Source organism: Streptomyces sp. NPDC017056 (genome assembly GCF_044332485.1).
In the GTDB taxonomy this organism is placed as follows: Bacteria; Actinomycetota; Actinomycetes; order Streptomycetales; family Streptomycetaceae; genus Streptomyces.
Map to the genome: position 1 here is coordinate 290,824 of NZ_JBIRPD010000005.1, position 15,040 is coordinate 305,863.

General features: G+C 72.2%; 13 protein-coding genes. 6 read left to right on the forward strand and 7 right to left on the reverse strand.

The annotated features are described in order from the left end of the window. Window positions 1-135: 135 nt before the first annotated feature. Window positions 136-810, reverse strand: a complete 675-nt coding sequence (locus tag ACH4OW_RS12055; RefSeq protein ID WP_398027050.1) for a hypothetical protein — start codon at window positions 808-810, stop codon at window positions 136-138. Window positions 811-1,108: 298 nt separating this feature from the next. Here ACH4OW_RS12055 and ACH4OW_RS12060 point away from each other — a divergent pair, with 298 nt between their 5' ends. The 3 genes from ACH4OW_RS12060 (at window position 1,109) to ACH4OW_RS12070 (ending at window position 4,478) form a co-directional block, all read left to right on the forward strand. Continuing rightward, window positions 1,109-2,458: a histidine kinase gene (locus ACH4OW_RS12060; protein ID WP_398027052.1), complete on the forward strand. Its 1,350-nt coding sequence runs from the start codon at window positions 1,109-1,111 to the stop codon at window positions 2,456-2,458. After that, window positions 2,455-3,135, forward strand: coding sequence for a response regulator (locus ACH4OW_RS12065; RefSeq protein ID WP_398027054.1), 681 nt, complete (start codon window positions 2,455-2,457; stop codon window positions 3,133-3,135). The genes ACH4OW_RS12060 and ACH4OW_RS12065 overlap by 4 nt, the downstream gene beginning before the upstream one ends. Before the next feature lie 131 nt (window positions 3,136-3,266). Next, window positions 3,267-4,478, forward strand: a complete 1,212-nt coding sequence (locus ACH4OW_RS12070) for a phosphodiester glycosidase family protein (RefSeq protein WP_398027056.1) — start codon at window positions 3,267-3,269, stop codon at window positions 4,476-4,478. Between the two features lie 25 nt (window positions 4,479-4,503). On the opposite strand, the gene ACH4OW_RS12075 is transcribed toward ACH4OW_RS12070, so the two are convergent. Continuing rightward, window positions 4,504-4,698 (reverse strand): hypothetical protein, encoded by a 195-nt coding sequence (locus tag ACH4OW_RS12075; protein WP_360128415.1) that lies wholly within the window; start codon window positions 4,696-4,698, stop codon window positions 4,504-4,506. Window positions 4,699-4,973: 275 nt separating this feature from the next. Between ACH4OW_RS12075 and ACH4OW_RS12080 the strand changes: the two genes are divergently transcribed. After that, entirely contained in the window at window positions 4,974-5,744 is a 771-nt protein-coding gene (locus ACH4OW_RS12080) for a YwiC-like family protein (protein ID WP_398027058.1), read from the forward strand. 44 nt (window positions 5,745-5,788) lie between these two features. Here the strand turns inward: ACH4OW_RS12080 and ACH4OW_RS12085 are convergent, their stop codons facing one another. The 5 genes from ACH4OW_RS12085 to ACH4OW_RS12105 all read right to left on the reverse strand — a co-directional run bounded on the left by ACH4OW_RS12085 (window position 5,789) and on the right by ACH4OW_RS12105 (window position 10,204). After that, the gene (locus ACH4OW_RS12085; RefSeq protein WP_398027060.1) at window positions 5,789-6,742 is read right to left on the reverse strand and encodes an IS481 family transposase; all 954 of its coding nucleotides are present in this window, start codon (window positions 6,740-6,742) and stop codon (window positions 5,789-5,791) included. A gap of 118 nt (window positions 6,743-6,860) precedes the next feature. Then, window positions 6,861-7,625, reverse strand: a complete 765-nt coding sequence (locus ACH4OW_RS12090) for an ABC transporter ATP-binding protein (RefSeq protein ID WP_398027062.1) — start codon at window positions 7,623-7,625, stop codon at window positions 6,861-6,863. After that, entirely contained in the window at window positions 7,618-8,436 is an 819-nt protein-coding gene (locus tag ACH4OW_RS12095) for an ABC transporter permease (RefSeq protein ID WP_360130189.1), read from the reverse strand. Before ACH4OW_RS12095 ends, ACH4OW_RS12090 begins: the two co-directional genes overlap by 8 nt. After that, window positions 8,433-9,209 (reverse strand): ABC transporter permease, encoded by a 777-nt coding sequence (locus ACH4OW_RS12100; RefSeq protein WP_398027065.1) that lies wholly within the window; start codon window positions 9,207-9,209, stop codon window positions 8,433-8,435. Before ACH4OW_RS12100 ends, ACH4OW_RS12095 begins: the two co-directional genes overlap by 4 nt. A gap of 29 nt (window positions 9,210-9,238) precedes the next feature. Further along, a complete protein-coding gene (locus ACH4OW_RS12105) occupies window positions 9,239-10,204 on the reverse strand; it encodes an ABC transporter substrate-binding protein (RefSeq protein ID WP_360130195.1) in 966 nt (321 codons plus the stop codon). A 236-nt stretch (window positions 10,205-10,440) separates the two neighbouring features. Here ACH4OW_RS12105 and ACH4OW_RS12110 point away from each other — a divergent pair, with 236 nt between their 5' ends. Both ACH4OW_RS12110 and lysX read left to right on the forward strand, forming a co-directional pair. After that, window positions 10,441-11,652: an Ig-like domain-containing protein gene (locus ACH4OW_RS12110; protein WP_360130198.1), complete on the forward strand. Its 1,212-nt coding sequence runs from the start codon at window positions 10,441-10,443 to the stop codon at window positions 11,650-11,652. A 26-nt stretch (window positions 11,653-11,678) separates the two neighbouring features. Continuing rightward, on the forward strand, window positions 11,679-14,996 hold the full coding sequence (gene lysX / locus ACH4OW_RS12115) for a bifunctional lysylphosphatidylglycerol synthetase/lysine--tRNA ligase LysX (protein WP_398027068.1): 3,318 nt from the start codon (window positions 11,679-11,681) through the stop codon (window positions 14,994-14,996). Window positions 14,997-15,040 lie beyond the last annotated feature (44 nt).

Below are 15,040 nucleotides of genomic sequence, written 5' to 3' on the forward strand. Positions count from 1 at the left end.
GTCCACGCTGCCACCCCCCACCGGCACCGCTACGGCGCGAGTCCCCAGACGCGCCCCGTCCCCGTGAAGCTCCCGCTCCTCCGGCCCGGGCCGGAGGAGCGGTCTCGTTTCCGCGCCGCCTTCCCGGTCGGGTGGTCAGCGACCGGTCGGCACCGGCGGCATGACATGCCGCACCGTGAAGTCACCGGTCTCGACGGTCTCGTACGGGGCGGCGCTCAGGCACTTGGGCACCGTCATCTCCGGTATGGAGCTCCCGGCCCAGCTGTAGCCGAGTCGGTCGTGCCTGCCGTTGTCGTAGACGGTGAAGCCGACGCGCTTGCCGACGACGCGGCCGTCGGGGTGGTCGGAGCGGGTGATGACACCGGTCGCGGTGGCCACCGGGCCGCCGGTGATCAGGCAGTCGATGCGGCCTTCGAAGTGCGCGCCCTCCTTGCCGTCGGCGGTGAAGTGGCTGAAGCGGAAGGTGCCACGCGAGGTGCCGCCGGCCTCCTCGGGGCCGAAGCCGTGCGCGTCGAAGGAGAAGTGGACCCGCTGTCCGTCCTCGCGGTACATCTTCGCGGCGCCGGTGAGGCTCGCCTCTCTCGTCGTGTCCTTCGCCGCCGTCTTCGAGTGAGCGGCCGGTGCGGCCTGCTGGCCGGCGGTGGTGGCGGTGGCAGTGGTGGCCAGGCAGGTCCCCGTGGCCGCCAAGGCGGCAGCGGTGGCGACCAGTCCCTGCACGAGGCGGCGGGGCGCCCGGCCGCCCGTGCCCGTCCCGGCGGCCCGGCCCATGCGGTCCGCTGCGGAGCGCGGAGTGGTGAATGAACGGAACATGGCGAACTCCCTCGTCCTGGCGGCTCAAAGCCGCTCACACCGTCGTCGGTTGCCCCGGCCGCTGTGCCCGCCGGCTGCCGAGATCAGCTTCCGCCCCGGCCGGGGTTCGCCACCATCCGCCGATCGGCAGATCAAGTGCTCTGACCAGCGTCATCTCTCTGCCGTTCGGCAGAGAGACCACGGGCGGGCAGATCTTTATGCTCGTGTTGTCGGACAACGGACGGGGATTTCGGGGGGCGGGGCAGTGCGACGGAACGGAATGGAAAGAACGCGGGCCCGCGCGAGCGTGGCGACGCGAGTGCGGAAGCGTGACGGACGGTGGGACCGGGCCGTCCTGGGCGGACTCGCCGTCGCCGGTCTCGTCGCGGCAGTAACACTGCATCTCGCGGGGGCGGCCCCGGCGTACGCGACCGTGCCGGCGCTCGCCGCCGTCGGCACCCTGCTCGGCGGGATCGTCGCCTGGCCGCGCTCGCACGGGTGGATCGGCGCGGCCACCACGGGGACCGGAGTCCTGCTGCTCGTGGCCGCCTTCGCCACGCCGGCCTCCGCCGGTCTCGCGGGCGGTTACTGGCTGCTCGCGGCATCCGCGCTGCTGACGGTGCTGCTGACCGCGACGTTTCGCTGGGCGCCGCCGCGGCAGGTGGTGGCGGGCGCGGTGTGCGCGGGGTCGGCGATCTCGCTGTGGACCCTGTGCCTCGTCCCGGAGGCTTCCTTCTTCGAGTACCTCGGCATAGCCGCCTTCTGGTCGCTGCCCGTCTTCACCGCGTCGATAGCCGGCGGCTACCCGCGGGCGATGCAGTCCGGCAGGCGCCGTGCGGTGCTCGCGGCGCGCCGCGCCCAGCAGCTCGAACTCGCCCACGACCTGCACGACTTCGTCGCCCACGACGTGAGCGGCATCGTGGTCCAGGCACAGGCGGCCCGGTTCGTGGCCGAGCACGACCCGGAGGCGGCCGTCGCGGCCCTGGAGCGGATCGAGCGGGCCGGTCTCGGCGCGCTGGCCTCCATCGACCGTACGGTACGGATACTGCGCGCCCCGGACGGCGACGAACCGGAGTCCGCGGGCGCCCGGGAGGCTCCGCCCGGCATCGACCAACTACCGGACACCGTGCGGCGGTTCGGCGACACCGGCCGTACCCGCGCCCGCCTCGACATCGCGCCAGGGGTGACCGGGGCGCTCTCGCGCGAGGCCGCGGCGACGGCGTACCGCGTCGTCGTAGAGGCGCTGACCAATATCCGCCGGCATGCGCCGGACGCGGCCCTCGCCACCGTCGCCGTCGGACCCGCCGAGGAGGCGGACGGCCCGGCCGTCGCGATCCGCGTCACCAACGACGCGCCCCGGCGCCCGGACGCCTCCCCGCTCGGCCGCCGCGACCGCGGGCAAGGTCTCATCCACCTGACCGAACGGGTGGAGGCGCTCGGCGGTTCGCTCGACGCCGGGCCGTACGAAGACGGCTGGCGCCTGACCGTGACCCTGCCCGCCACCTCCCTCCCCACCGACCCCCTCCACACCAACCCCCTCCCTGTCACATCCCTCCCCACCAACCCCATCTCCACCGACCCTCTGCCCACCAGCCCCCTCCCCGCCACCTCCCTGCCCGCCAACCCTCTCGCCGCCCCCGCCTCCCCTCTCCCCGGACTCACACCATGACCGTGCCCCCGCGCCCCGCCAACGCGCTCACCCGCATCCTGATCGCCGACGACCAGGAGGACGTGCGCAGCGGATTCCGGCTGATACTCGACTCGCAGCCGGACATGACGGTGGTGGGGACCGCGGCCGACGGTGGCACCGCCGTGGAACTCGCCCGCTCCCTCTCCCCCGACGTGGTCCTCGCCGACATCCGGATGCCCCGCCTCGACGGCCTGGAGGTCACCCGCCTCCTGGCCGGCCCGGAGGCGGCGAACCCGCTGCGGGTCATCGTCGTCACCACCTTCGACCACGACGACTACGTGCACACCGCGCTGCGCCACGGGGCCTGCGGCTTTCTGCTCAAGCGCTCGGGGCCCGGCCTGCTGATCGAAGGCGTACGGGCCGCGATGGCCGGGGACACCCTCATCAGCCCGCAGGTCACCGTGCGGCTGCTACACCGTCTGGCCCCGCCGCCGGTGGCGGACGCCGTCGATCCGCTCACCGACCGGGAACGGGAGATCACCCGGCTCGTCGCCCGGGGCCTGACGAATGCCGAGATCGGCGCCGAGCTGTTCATCTCCGCGGGCACCGTCAAGACCCACATCGCCAACGTCCAGGCCAAGCTGGCCGTGCGCAACAGGGTGGGCATCGCCGCCTGGGCCTGGGAGACCGGGCTCGCCGGCCCCGTTTCCGGGTGAGGCCGGGGCGACACGACGACCGTACGGCGGTTGTACGGATTTCTGATACCTCCGGGCCATAGTGGGCTCCTCGTGCCCATGGGACAGTTGCCGCGACGTCTGGGGGGATCGTGAAGAATCGATTCGTTCGTGTGCGCGCGGTACTGACGGCGCTGACGGCGTGGGGCGTACTGGCCGGGAGCGGGGTGGCCGCCGGGGCCACCTCGGACGACACCCTGCGACTGGGGCGCGCGGTCCGGCTCGCGCCGGGGGTGCAATACCGTGAGTTCGACGTGGTGGTGGCGCGCGGCACTGCGCACGGCCACCTCCTGACGGTGGATCTGACCGATCCGCGCGTCGCGGTGGACCTGCTGTACCCCGGTGCGGTCGGCGCGCGTGCCCCGGTCTCCCGGCTGGCCGACGCGCGGGCCGCGGTGGCCGCCGTGAACGGGGACTTCTTCAACATAACGGAGACCCAGCACCCCGGAGTCGAGGCGACCGGCGCCCCGGTGGGCCCGGCCATCGCCTCCGGACGTCATCTGAAGGCGGCGGTGCCCGACGGACAGCGTTTCGGCCCGGCCCTGCCGCCCGGCACGAACACCAGGGACGTCATCGGCGTCGGCGTCGACCGCCGCGCGCGCCTGGACCGGCTGTCCCTGCGCGGGGCCGCGCTGACCGCCGACGGGGCGCTCCCGCTCAAGGGCCTGAACCAGTACGCGCTGCCGGTGAACGGCATCGGCGCGTTCACCTCGCGCTGGGGGCCGACCTCGCGCGTCCGGGCGACCTGCGGCACGGACACCGACCGGGCCGCGCCGTGCAGCACGGAGACGTACGAGGTCACGGTCCGGCACGGCCGCGTGACGAGCGTCGCGCAGGTGCCCGGCCGGGGTGGCATCGCCCGGGGCACGGCCACGCTCGTCGGCCGGGAGGAGGGCGCCCGGCAGCTGCGCAAGCTGCATGTCGGCGACCGGGTGCGGATCGGTCACGACCTGGTCGGCCACCGGCCCGCACCGCTGCGCTTCGCCGTCGGCGGCTTCCCGATCGTGCGGCACGACCGGCCGCTGGACGGCCTGGACACGGTCACCCCGGCCGTACGGACCTCCGCAGGCGCCGGCGCGGGCGGCCGCACGCTGTACCTGCTGGCGCTGGACGGCGCGCCGGGGCGGGCGGGCATGACGGTACGTGAACTGGCCGACCTGATGGACCGGCTGGGTGCCCGGGACGCGGTCAACCTGGACGGTGGCGGCTCCTCGGCCCTGGTCACGCGCGCGCCGGGCAGCCCCGGCGCGACCGTGCGCAATCACCCCTCCGGGGGCGCGGAACGGCCGGTGCCGAACGCGGTCGGCGTGTTCTCGCGGGGGTGACCCCGCGCGTCGCTGCGGGGCACGGTCACGGCCGGACGCTGCTGACGACGTCCGCGGCGCCGGACAGGCCGTTCTGGATGTCCGGCGCCAGATTGCTGCTCGCCAGGTAGAAGCCGAGCAGCATGCACACGAGGGCGTGCGTGAACTTCAGCCGCCCGCTGCGCAGGAATACGACGGTCAGCACGACGAGCAGCACGACGACCGAGATCGAAATAGCCACGACAAACCTCCTCACCCGCCGCCCGAACGGACGACAGCGTGCGCCAGTTTGGCTTATTCCGCACCTTTCTCCGTGGCTCTGCCGATGCGCCATCCAGGTGATCACTGCGGGTCACCGGACGCAGCAGGACGGCACCGGCCGCATTCCGCGTCGTGCGGCCGGCATGGAATGCGGACGACGCTGGCGCGATAGGGCCTACTGCCCCTGATTCAGGGGCCTTTGGTCCGGGACCAGGGCGCATCCGAACCGTATGGGCCGCCGCCTATATTCATGGGATGAGCACATCGCGGGTGCGGCGCGTGCTGCGCCGCTGGATACCGAACCAGCACGGCGCCTGGGCCATGCTCCTGATGCCGTTCCTGGCAGGAGCGCTGCTGGGCGGGTTCGACGGGTGGCATGCCGTGCTGCTGCCCGCGTGGCTGCTCGCCTATTGCGCGGCGTTCCACGCCCAGCAGTACGTCCGGCTGCGCCGGATATCCCGTAACTCCCGGGCGCCGCTCCGCCATCGTGCGCCGCTGGCCGGATTCGCTGCGGCCTTTGCCGCGTGTGCCGTTCCGCTTGCCGTGGCGCATCCCTGGCTGCTGGTCGCCGCTTTGTGTGCGGCGCCTTTCTTCGCCGTCAATATCGTCTACGCCCACCGGAACGGGGAACGCGCCACGGTCAACGGAATCGCGGCGGCCGTGCCCGCCTGCGGAATGCTGCTCGTCTCCGACCGGTTGGGCAACGGCACCGTGGATTCCGGCGCATGGCCGGCCGCCCTCGCCTGTCTGCTGTATTTCACCGGGACCGTGCTCTACGTGAAAACCATGATCCGGGAGCGGGGGAGCCGGTCCTTCCGGGTGGCGTCGGGCGTCTACCACGGGCTCGCGGTGGTGGCCGCCGCCGCGCTCGACCCGTGGCTGGCGGTGCCCTTCGCGCTGTTCTGCCTGCGCGCCGTTGCGCTGCCCGGGCGCGGCCCGCGGATCGCGGTGGTCGGCGCCGTGGAGGTGCTGTGCTCGGTCCTGCTACTGGCGTTCCTGGTGTGCGGCCCTCTCTCTTCCGGCTGACGTCACCGGTGCTGGTACGCTCCGCGGCGCCTCGTACGGCGCGCCTAGGTGTGTTGTTCGGGGAGGTTGGTGACGCGGCTGGTTGGGGTGTGGCCGCCGATGCCGGTGTGGGGTCGGTGGTAGTTGTACCAGTCCAGCCAGTCGGCGAAGGCAGTCTGCCGTTCGGTGTTGGAGGTGTAGGGCCGGTGGTAGGCCCATTCGTCGAGCAGGGTGCGGTGGAAGCGTTCGACCTTGCCGTTGGTCTGCGGGCGCCAGGGCCGGGTCCAGCGCGGCTGGACGTCCAGCTCGCGGCAGGTGCGGCGCCAGGTGTTCTTGGAATAGGCCCAGGCGTTGTCGGTCAGGACGCGTTCGACGGTGATGCCCCGGGCGGCGAACCAGGCCGTGGCCCGGATCAGGAAGCCCGCGCAGGTATCTGCCTTCTCGTCGGGCAGGCCTTCGGTGTAGGCGAGGCGGGTGTGGTCATCCAGGGCGGTGTGCAGGTAGGCGAGCCCGGCGCCGACGCGGTTCTTGCGGCCGGCGGCCCGGCCGAGAGCTCTGTGGCCGCCGCCGTCGGGGATGCGGCCGAGTTTTTTGACGTCGACGAGGAGCAGATCGTCGGGCCGCTGTCGTTCGTAGCGGCGGACCGGCTCGCCGGTGGCCCGGTCGGTGGCGGCCAGCGGCGGCAGACCGTGCCGGCTGAGGACGCGGTGGGCGGTTGAGGGGGCGACTCCGGCGCGGACGGCCAGTCGCAGTGGGCCGATCCGGTGCTCGCGTCGCAGGCGGACGACTTCGTTCTCCACCGCTGCGGGCGTGCGGTGCGGCTGGTGGTGGGGCCTGCTGGAGCGGTCTTCCATGCCTGCGTGACCGTGGCGTTGGCAGCGGCCGGCCCAGCGGGCCGCTGTGGTGTGGCTGACCTGGAACCGTTCGGCCGCCCGGCGCACCGGCCAGCCCTCCTCGACGACGCACCGGGCCAGCCGCAGGCGGCCGGTCGGGGTCAGTGGAGCGTTACGGTGGATCACGAGGGTCTCCTGCACTCGGCGGTAGATGTCGCAATCCACACCGAGCCAGAAGGCCCTCACCTCGTTCAAGCACCACGCACGGCGCGTCGCCTGTCACCAACGTCCCGAGACAACACACCTAGCCCCCCTTCACGTGCCTGATTTGCGCGTACACGTGGGCGCGTAGTTCGGTGAAGCGGGGGGACGAGCGGGTGGTGATCTGGTCGCGGGTGGTGGGCAGGTCGACGGGCAGGTCCTCGTGGACGACGGTGGGTGCGGAGGACAGCACGAGCACCCGCCGCCCCAGGTAGACCGCCTCGTCGATGTCGTGGGTGACCAGCAGCGTCGTCACGCCGAGCCGGCGCCACAGGGTCAGCAGCAGGTCCTCCAGCTCGGCGCGGGTCTGCGCGTCCACGGCGGCGAACGGCTCGTCCATCAGGAGCACCTGCGGCTCGTACGCGATGGCGCGGGCGATGGCGACACGCTGCTGCATGCCGCCGGAGAGCTGCCAGGGGTGGGCCGCGGCGGCGTCGGCGAGGCCGACGGCGGACAGTGCCTCGTCGACCAGCGTGCGGCGGCGCGCGGCGGGCACCTTCTTCTCGCGCAGGGGGAGTTCGACGTTCTTGCGCACCGTCATCCAGGGGAAGAGGCTGCGCCCGTACTCCTGGAAGACGACGGCCATGCCGGGCGGCGGGCCGGTGACGCGGCGGCCCGCGACCCGCACCTCGCCTGTCGTCGGCGGAAGCAGCCCGGCGACGCATTTGAGGAGCGTCGTCTTGCCGCAGCCGGAGGGCCCCACCACGCAGACCAGGTCACCGCCGTCCACCCGGAAGTCGATCTTCCGCAGCGCCTCGGCGCCGCCGCGCCCCTCGTAGACCTTGCCCAGTCCGGTGATCTCAAGCATGCCGTCCCCGCTCCCCGCCGCGCGCCGAGTGCCAGGCCAGTATGCGGCGTTCGGCGGCACGGAACGCCAGCGAGAGGCCGAATCCGAGCAGTCCGAGGACGACGATGCCGCTCCACATCTCGGGGATGGCGAAGCCGCGCTGGAAGAGGACGACGGTGTAGCCGATGCCGGAGGTGCTGGCGAACATCTCGCCGATGACCATGAGGATGATGCCGATGGACAGGGCCTGCCGCAGCCCCGCCATGATCTGCGGGCTCGCGGCGGGCAGGACGAGGTGGCGCAGCCGGGCGGGCCCGCGCAGCCCGAAGCAGCGGCCGGTGTCGTCGAGCACCTCGTCCACGGCGCGTACGCCCTCGACGGTGTTCAGCAGGACGGGCCAGACGCAGCCGGAGACGATGACCAGCACCTTCATCGCGGTGTCCAGGCCCGCCAGCAGCATGATCAGGGGGACCAGGACGGGTGGTGGCACGGCGCGGAAGAACTCCAGGACGGGTTCGGCGGCGGCCCGCAGGGTGCGCGAGGAGCCGATGGCCACGCCGAGGGTGACGCCGAGCAGGCCGGCGAGCGTGTAGCCCGCGAGCAGCCGGCCCACGCTGGGCAGTACGTCCTCGGTGATGCGCGCCGAGAACCACACCTCGGTGAAGGCCGTGGCGACCCGGCCGGGCGTCGGCAGGTAGAAGGTGGGGCTCGCCGAGCTGTAGGCCCACCAGCCGAGGACCAGCAGGGCGGGCAGGCCCAGGACGCGCAGGAGGTGCAGGCCGGCCCGGCGCAGCGCGCCCGCCGCCGCGGTCCGCTTGCCCGCCGGGCTCACCGCGCCGCCTCGCCCCGTACGGACGGGTGCCAGGCCAGCACCCGGCGCTCGACGGCCCGTACCGCCGCGTTCACGCCGACCCCGACCAGGCCGGCCAGCACGATCAGCGCGTACACGTCGGTGACCGCGCCGCCGGACTGGGCGAGCTGGATGCGCAGCCCCAGCCCGGGGCTGCCGATGACCAGTTCGGCGGTGACGGCGAGGATGAACGCCACCGCGGCGGCCAGCCGCAGGCCGGTCATCACGTACGGCAGCGCGGTCGGCCACACGAGGTGGCGCAGGCGGGCCCAGCGGCCGAGGCGGTAGCTGCGGGCGGTCTCCCGGGCGACCGGGTCCACGTCGGCCACGCCGTACAGCACCTGGATGAGCACCTGCCAGAAGGCGGCGTAGACCACGAGGAGCAGGGTGGAGCCGGTCTCGGCGCCGAACAGGAGGGTGGCCAGGGGGATCAGCGCCACGGACGGGATGGGGCGCAGGAACTCGATGGTGGAGGCGGTGGCGGCGCGCAGCCCCGGCACGGTGTCGATGAGGACGCCGAGGGCGATGGCCAGGCAGCAGGCGATGGCGAGTCCGAGGGCCCAGGAGCGCAGGGTCTCGCCGAGCGCCGTCCACAGCGTGGCGTCGCCCAGTTCGGCGGCGAGGCGGCGCAGGACGGCGGTGGCGGGCGGCAGGTGGCGCGGGTCGACCAGGCCGAGCCGGGGGACGGCCTCGGCGACGGCGAAGAGGGCGGTCAGGCCGGCGAGCCCGAGGGCGGCGGTGCGCGGCGCGCTCATCGGCGCCCCGGCGCGCCCGGCCCCGCGGGTCACGGCAGCAGGGCGCCGACGTCGGCGGGCTTCTTCAGTACGCCGTCCTTGCGCGCCAGGTCGGCGATGCTCTGTACGGATGCGCGGTTGATCGCGGTGGGCCATTTCGGCAGCACGATCCGTTTCGCGACCGAGGGCGGGATCTTGGTGTAGGTGCCGAGTTCCGCGCGGACCGCTTCGGGGTGGGCGCGGGCGTGGGCCAGTGCGTCGTTGATGGCGGCCGTGAAGCGTTTGACCAGGTCGGGTTTGTCGCGGAGCAGTTTCTCGCTGGTGAAGTACAGGGAGACGGTGAGGTCGTCGACGGCTTCGGCGAAGGGCCAGCACACGTCGTGGGCGCCCTGGTCGATGGCCTGGGTCTGGAAGGGCTCCACCGTCCAGATGGCGTCCACCCGCCCGGCGGCGAGCGCCGCCGGCATGTCGGGCAGGGGGATCTCGGTGAACTTCAACTTCTCCGGGTCCCCGCCGGCCCGGCGCACCGCGGCCCTGATGGTGGTGTCGCCAATGTTCTTCAGCTGGTTGACGGCGATGTTGCGGCCGGGCAGGTCCTTGGCCGACTTGATGGCGCTGCCCTTGGGTACGAGGACGGCGCTGTAGTCCTTGCCGGGCCCCGCCTGCCCGGTGGAGGCCACGCCGTTGGCCACGGCCTTGAGGGGCAGTCCCTGTTCACGGGCCGTGAGCAGGGTGGTGATGTTGCTGAAGGCGAAGTCGAACTGGCCGCTGACGATGCCGGAGGCGCTGTACGCGCCGCCCTGGACCGGCGTGATCTTGGCTTTGATGCCGTGCCGGGCGAAGAAGCCGTGCGACGCGGCCAGGTGGACCGGGGCGGTGTCCACGATGGGGAGCGCGCCGATCTCGATGTTGTCGGTGCCGTTGCCGCCGCCGGACCCGGAACCGCCGTTTCCGCATGCCGTGGAGGTGAGGAGAAGTGCTGCTGTCGCCGCCGCGGCGGCCCGTAAGCGATACACGCGGGAACCGTAGGGGCGGGAGGGGGCGTCGTCAACGGTGCACGGACGAGCGACCGGAAGGAACCGCTGGGACAGCGCGCAGGGACACCCGGGATGCCGGGACCACGCCACCGCGCGAGCGCGTCGCGCTCCGGTGGCGCGGCGTGGCGTGGATCACGTCACGCACCGCAACGAATCGTGGATGGTTTCCGTCTTAGCGGCCGACATCCGCCGGACCGCACACGGAAAGCACGCCCATGAGTCCTGCCCCCGCCCCGCACGGCCACCGGCCGCCGCGGCTCGCACGCGCCGTGCCGGCGCTGGTGCCGCTGCTCGGCATCGTCGCGCTGACCGCCTGCGGAGGCCCCGCCGCTTCCGCCTCCAAGGGCGACCCGGTACGGGTGTCGCTGGGGGCGGCGAACGGCACCAGGACCGTGAAGGCGGGCGACAAGCTCCGGGTCAGCGCGGCCGGCGGCAGCCTCGTCAAGGTCGTGGTCACGGACCCGAAGGGCCGCCGGCTGCCCGGCGGGCTGGGCGACGGCGGCAAGGTGTGGACCTCGGGCGAGCCGACCGCGCCCGCCACCAAGTACTCGGTGGCGGTCGAGGCGAAGAACGCCCAGGGCGGCACGAACGAGGTCAAGGAGTCCCTGACCACCGCCAAGGCCGACAAGCTCAACAAGGTCGAGCTGAGCCCCGGCTCGCAGGGCGCCACGGTCGGTGTGGCGCAGCCCGTCTCGGTGGCCTTCGACTTCCCGGTGACCGACAAGGCCGCCGTGGAGAGGCACCTGAAGGTCACCACCGACAACGGCACGACCGGTGCGTGGGGCTGGGTGAAGGACCACTCCGGCAAGGACCGCGTGGACTGGCGGCCGAAGGAGTACTGGAAACCGGGGACCAAGGTCGGGCTGCGTGCCGACCTGAACGGCGTGGACTCCGGTGGCGGCCGGTACTTCGCCAAGGACTACGACCTGAACTTCACCATCGGCGCGAGCCAGGTGGTCAAGGTCGATCTGGACAGCAAGCACCTGACGTTCAACGAGAACGGAAAGGAGGTGAAGGACATCCCCTTCTCCGCCGGCAAGCCGGACGCGCAGCACTCCACCTGGACGGGCATCTTCCCGCTCCTGGCGAAGGAGGGCACGATCAACATGAACTCCGAGACCGTGGGGCTGGGCGACGCATACGACAAGATGGTCCGCGACTCCATGAAGCTCACCAGCTCCGGCACGTACGCGCACGCGGCGCCGTGGAACGCCGACAAGGTGGGCCGCGTCAACAACAGCTCCGGCTGCATCGGGCTGACCGACGCCGACGCCGACTGGCTCTACTCCAAGGTGCGCGTCGGAGACCCGTTCGAGGTCACCGGTTCCTCCGTACGGGGGAGGGCGGCCGAGAACAACGGTTTCGGGGACTGGATGGTCGACTGGTCCCAGTGGCAGAAGAAGAGCGCCCTCCCATCGAGCAGCTGACCCCCTACAGAGCCTAGTGTGACGGAATGAGCACCGTGCAGGACCAGGACCAAATAACGGCGTGGGCGCGCTTCAGTCGCCGCGTGCCCAACGGCTTCGCCATTTTCTTCAGCCTTCTCGGGCTTTTCTGCGCCGTCACGGCGCTGATCGGGCCGCTGCGGCGCGGCCTGAAACCGGTCATTTACTGGCTGGACACCCTGACCATCGTGGTCGAACCGAACCTCGCGTACGCGGTCTTCCTCTTCCTGCTGGCCGCGGCCATGACCGCGCGCAAACGGGTCGCGCTGTGGTTCGCCGTCGTCTACATGGTGCTGGTGACGCTCACGGACGCGATCCTCGTCGTGGACGGCTACTGGGAGTACTTCTTCTCCCTGGTGCTGTGCTCGGCCGCACTGATCCTGCTGCTGGTCGCGCATCGCGAGTTCTACGCGGTCACCCGCCGCGGCGCGTTCTGGCGCGCCGCCGGCGTGCTGGTCGCGGGCCTGGCGGTGGCGATCCTCGTCGGCTGGGGCCTGGTGTCGCTCTTCCCCGGCAACCTGGAGCACGGCGCGGACAGCCGGCTGCTGTGGGCGGCCGACCGGGTCTGCGGTGGTCTGCTGAGCGGCCGGCAGTTCCACGGGCACCCGCCGCACTGGATCATCTTCCTGCTCGGCCTGTTCGGCGCGGTGGCGCTGCTGAACGCCGCCCTGACGCTCTTCCGTTCGCAGCGCATGGAGGCCGCGCTGCACGGTGACGAGGAGACCCGCATCCGGGCGCTGCTGGCCCGCTACGGCGGCCGGGACTCGCTCGGCTACTTCGCCACCCGCCGCGACAAGGCCGTGGTCTTCTCCCCCAGCGGCAAGGCCGCCGTCACCTACCGCGTGGAGGCCGGCGTCTGCCTGGCCAGCGGTGACCCGGTCGGCGACCGCGAGGCGTGGACCCCGGCCATCGAGGAGTGGCTCAAGGTCGCCGGGCGCTACGGCTGGCAGCCCGCCGTCATGGGCGCCAGCGAGGACGGCGCCAAGGCGTTCGCGCGCAGCGGCCTGAGCGCGCTGCAGCTCGGCGACGAGGCGATCCTGCACGTCAAGGACTTCGACCTGGACGGCCGCGAGATGCGGGTGACCCGCCAGGCCGTCAACCGCGTCGAGCGCACCGGCGCCACCTTCCGGGTCCGCCGGCACTCCGAGCTGTCCGACGCCGAGATGCAGGAAGTCATCCACCGGGCCGACGCCTGGCGCGACACCGAGACCGAGCGCGGCTTCTCGATGGCGCTGGACCGGCTCGGCGACCCCGAGGACGGGGACTGCCTGCTGGCCGAGGCGTTCGACGGCGACGGCAACATGATCGCCCTGCTGTCCTTCGTGCCGTGGGGCAAGGACGGCATCTCGCTGGACGTGATGCGCCGCGACCGCAGCGCGCCCAACGGCGTGATGGAGTACATGGTCGCGCAGCTGTGCGCGCACGCCGGGCAGATCGGTGTGCGCCGCATCTCGCTGAACTTCGCGGTCTTCCGGTCGGCCTTCGAGGAGGGCGCGCGCATCGGCGCGGGGCCGATCCTGAAGGTGTGGCGCAAGCTGCTGCTGTTCTTCTCCAAGTGGTGGCAGCTCGAAGCGCTGTACCGCTCCAACGCGAAGTACGCGCCCGAGTGGTACCCGCGCTTCCTGTGTTACGCCGACACCGGCGCCCTGGCCCGTATCGGCCTGGCCTCCGGCATCGCCGAGGGCTTCGTGGCCGTACCGAGCCTGGGCAAGCTGTGGGGCAAGGGCCACAAGAAGCGGGCGCTCACCCCGGCCAGCACCGCCAACCTGCCGTCGCTGGACGAGCTGGGCCTGGTGGAGCAGCCGGCGGCGAGCGAGGAGGAGCTGCGCGAGCGGGAGCTGGCGGCGCTGCCGGAGCAGGTCCGCGTGCGGCACCGCAAGCTGGAGCGGCTGCGCGAGGAGGGCACCGACCCGTACCCGGTCGGCGTGCAGCGCTCGCACACGCTCGGCGAGGTCCGCGACGAGCACCCGGACCTGGAGGCCGGTACGCACACCGGCAAGGTCGTACGGATCGCCGGCCGGGTGCTGCTCACCCGCGACCACGGCGGTGTGCTGTTCGCCGTGCTGCGCGACTGGTCCGGCGACCTCCAGGTCGCGCTGACCCGCGAGAACACCGGCGCCGACGAGCTGGAGCGCTTCGGCGCCGACATCGACCTCGGCGACCACATCGAGGCGGAGGGCGAGGTCGGCGCGAGCGACCGCGGCGAGCTGACGGTCTTCGTCACGCACTGGCGGCTGACGGCCAAGTGCCTGCGCCCGCTGCCCGACAAGCGGCGCGGTCTGACCGACCCGGAGGCCAAGGTCCGCCAGCGCTATGTGGACCTGGTCGTCTCGCCGGACTCGCGGGACAACCTGCGGGCCCGCAGCACCGCGGTGCAGGCGCTGCGCCAGGGTCTGATCGAGCGCGGCTACCTGGAGGTCGAGACGCCGATGCTCCAGCAGATCCACGGCGGCGCCAACGCGCGTCCGTTCCAGACGCACATCAACGCCTACGACCTGGACCTGTACCTGCGTATCGCGCCGGAGCTGTACCTCAAGCGGCTGTGCGTGGGCGGTATGGAGAAGGTCTTCGAGATGGGACGCACGTTCCGCAACGAGGGCATCTCCTACAAGCACAACCCCGAGTTCACGATGCTGGAGGCGTACCAGGCGTTCGCCGACTACGACGTGATGCTCGACCTGACCCGGGAGCTGATCCAGGGCGCCGCCGTCGCCGCGTTCGGCAGCGCCACCGCCCGCAAGGCGGACGCGAGCGGGCGGCTCGTGGAGCACGACATCTCGGGTGTCTGGCCGGTCAAGACGGTCTACGGCGCGATCTCCGAGGCCCTGGGCGAGGAGGTCGACGCGGACACGGACCCGGACGTGCTGCGCCGCCTGTGCAACGCCTCGCAGGTGCCGGTGAAGGCGGAGATGGGCCGCGGGGACATCGTCCTGGAGATGTACGAGCGGCTGGTCGAGGAGAAGACCACGCTGCCCACCTTCTACAAGGACTTCCCCACCGACGTCTCGCCGCTGACCCGCCAGCACCGCAAGGACCCGCGGGTCGCCGAGCGCTGGGACCTGGTGGCGTTCGGCACCGAGCTGGGCACCGCCTACTCGGAGCTGACCGACCCGGTCGAGCAGCGGCGCCGGCTGACCGCCCAGTCGCTGCTGGCGGCGGGCGGCGACCCGGAGGCCATGGAGCTGGACGAGGACTTCCTCCAGGCCCTCGAATACGCGATGCCGCCGACCGGTGGTCTGGGCATCGGCGTGGACCGGCTGGTCATGTTCCTCACCGGTCTGTCGATCCGTGAGACGCTGCCGTTCCCGCTGGTGCGGCGCCGGTAGGCACCCGAAGACCGAGGGCCGCTCCCAGCCGGGGGCGGCCCTTC

Bases quoted from the DNA above. Each gene is read 5' to 3' on its own strand.
- ACH4OW_RS12080 (WP_398027058.1), top strand. From the start codon at position 4,974: ATGAGCACATCGCGGGTGCGGCGCGTGCTGCGCCGCTGGATACCGAAC.
- ACH4OW_RS12100 (WP_398027065.1), bottom strand. From the start codon at position 9,209: ATGAGCGCGCCGCGCACCGCCGCCCTCGGGCTCGCCGGCCTGACCGCC.
- lysX (WP_398027068.1), top strand. From the start codon at position 11,679: ATGAGCACCGTGCAGGACCAGGACCAAATAACGGCGTGGGCGCGCTTC.
- ACH4OW_RS12065 (WP_398027054.1), top strand. From the start codon at position 2,455: ATGACCGTGCCCCCGCGCCCCGCCAACGCGCTCACCCGCATCCTGATC.
- ACH4OW_RS12090 (WP_398027062.1), bottom strand. From the start codon at position 7,625: ATGCTTGAGATCACCGGACTGGGCAAGGTCTACGAGGGGCGCGGCGGC.
- ACH4OW_RS12055 (WP_398027050.1), bottom strand. From the start codon at position 810: ATGTTCCGTTCATTCACCACTCCGCGCTCCGCAGCGGACCGCATGGGC.
- ACH4OW_RS12110 (WP_360130198.1), top strand. From the start codon at position 10,441: ATGAGTCCTGCCCCCGCCCCGCACGGCCACCGGCCGCCGCGGCTCGCA.